We start from the raw sequence: 1,396 nt of genomic DNA on the forward strand, positions 1-1,396 counted from the left end.
GATGCAAAAGCAAATCACGAAACTGGAAGAGGAAAACAAAGAGCTGGCTGGCAGACTTAATACAAATAGTCAAAACAGTAGCAAGCCTCCATCTACCGATGGCTATGGCAAGGCTACCTCTCCTAAAAAAGGCTCAAAATCTGCTGATCCCTCCTCTGAAGAAGATGACCAAAGCGATAAGCCCAATCCTAAAAGTTTACGGCAACCATCGGGTCGTATGCCCGGTGGACAAAAAGGTCATAAGGGGACAACCCTCAAGCAAGTTGCAGAACCAGACCGTACCCACTACCACCCGCGACTACCACCCGCTAATAGACTGTGAAGTCTGTCAACGGTCATTGCGCTCTATCAAAGTCACTGACCTGATAGAGCGACAGGTGTTTGAGCCTGGTCGCTTTGGTGCTTTTGAAGTCACAACTCATGTGGCAGAAGTCAAAGAGTGCAGCTGTGGTCATACGAACAAGGCCCGTTTCCCTGAAGGGGTTGACTCATATGTACAATATGGCCCGATTACCCAAGCTTTGTCGGTGTATCTTTGTCAGTACCAGCTTGTACCGTATAAGCGCATATCCCAGTTTTTCATGGACGTTTTCGGACTGGAGGTGAGTCCCGGCTCAATCTGCACGTTTCAGGAAAATGCCTATGAATATTTAGCCTCCACGGAGCAAGCCATTGCTGATGCGTTGAAGACGGCACCTATAGCAGGTGCTGATGAAACAGGCATGAGAGTTGATGGTTCGTTATGGTGGATGCATGTTATGCGCACCGACCTGTGGACGCTGTATCATCTCAACCCCAGTAAAGGTCACTCAGCCATAGAGGAAATGGGTGCTCTACTGGTGTTTGCCGGAATACTGGTACACGATCATTACAAGGTTTATTTTCGTTACGCGGCTTACCATGTCCTCTGTAATGCTCACCACCTGAGAGAGCTGCAAGGTGTTGTAGACAGAGATTGCAATCATCTTGCAGCACGTCTTCAGCGCCTTCTGAGACTGGCATGTCACCTAAGTAAAGGTTTCAAAAAGATTGGAATGAATGCCATGCCAGAAAGCATCCGTCAGCGCATTGATTCTCTCTTTGAAAGAACGGCTAAATTAGCTCAACGCAAGGAAGCAGAGTACATGGAGCGTAGACGAAAACGGCTCGGACTTGATAAAACAAAAAACACCAAGGCTTTTAATCTCTTCAAACGATTAGTGAATTTCAAGGAAGAAACCTTGAGATTCATGACCAACTTCGACATTCCCTTCGACATCCCCTTCGACATCCCCTTCGACAATAACGGCAGTGAACAAGATGTCAGAAACGGCAAGGTGAAACAGAAAATATCGGGCTGTTTCAGGAGTAAAAAGGGAGCCAAATATTACTGTCGGATACGAAGTTATGTGTCATC

General features: G+C 46.8%; 2 protein-coding genes. Both read left to right on the forward strand.

All coding sequences use genetic code 11. The annotated features are described in order from the left end of the window. Nucleotides 1-322, forward strand: a 322-nt coding sequence (locus ACR2PX_RS16560) for a DUF6444 domain-containing protein (RefSeq protein ID WP_434000464.1), incomplete at its 5' end; no start/stop codon positions are given. Further along, a partial coding sequence (tnpC, locus tag ACR2PX_RS16565) for an IS66 family transposase (RefSeq protein WP_434000465.1) occupies nucleotides 225-1,396 on the forward strand: 1,172 nt, incomplete at its 3' end. The genes ACR2PX_RS16560 and tnpC, both read left to right, overlap by 98 nt.

Source organism: Endozoicomonas sp., assembly GCF_051008435.1.
Classification (GTDB): Bacteria; Pseudomonadota; Gammaproteobacteria; order Pseudomonadales; family Endozoicomonadaceae; genus Endozoicomonas_A.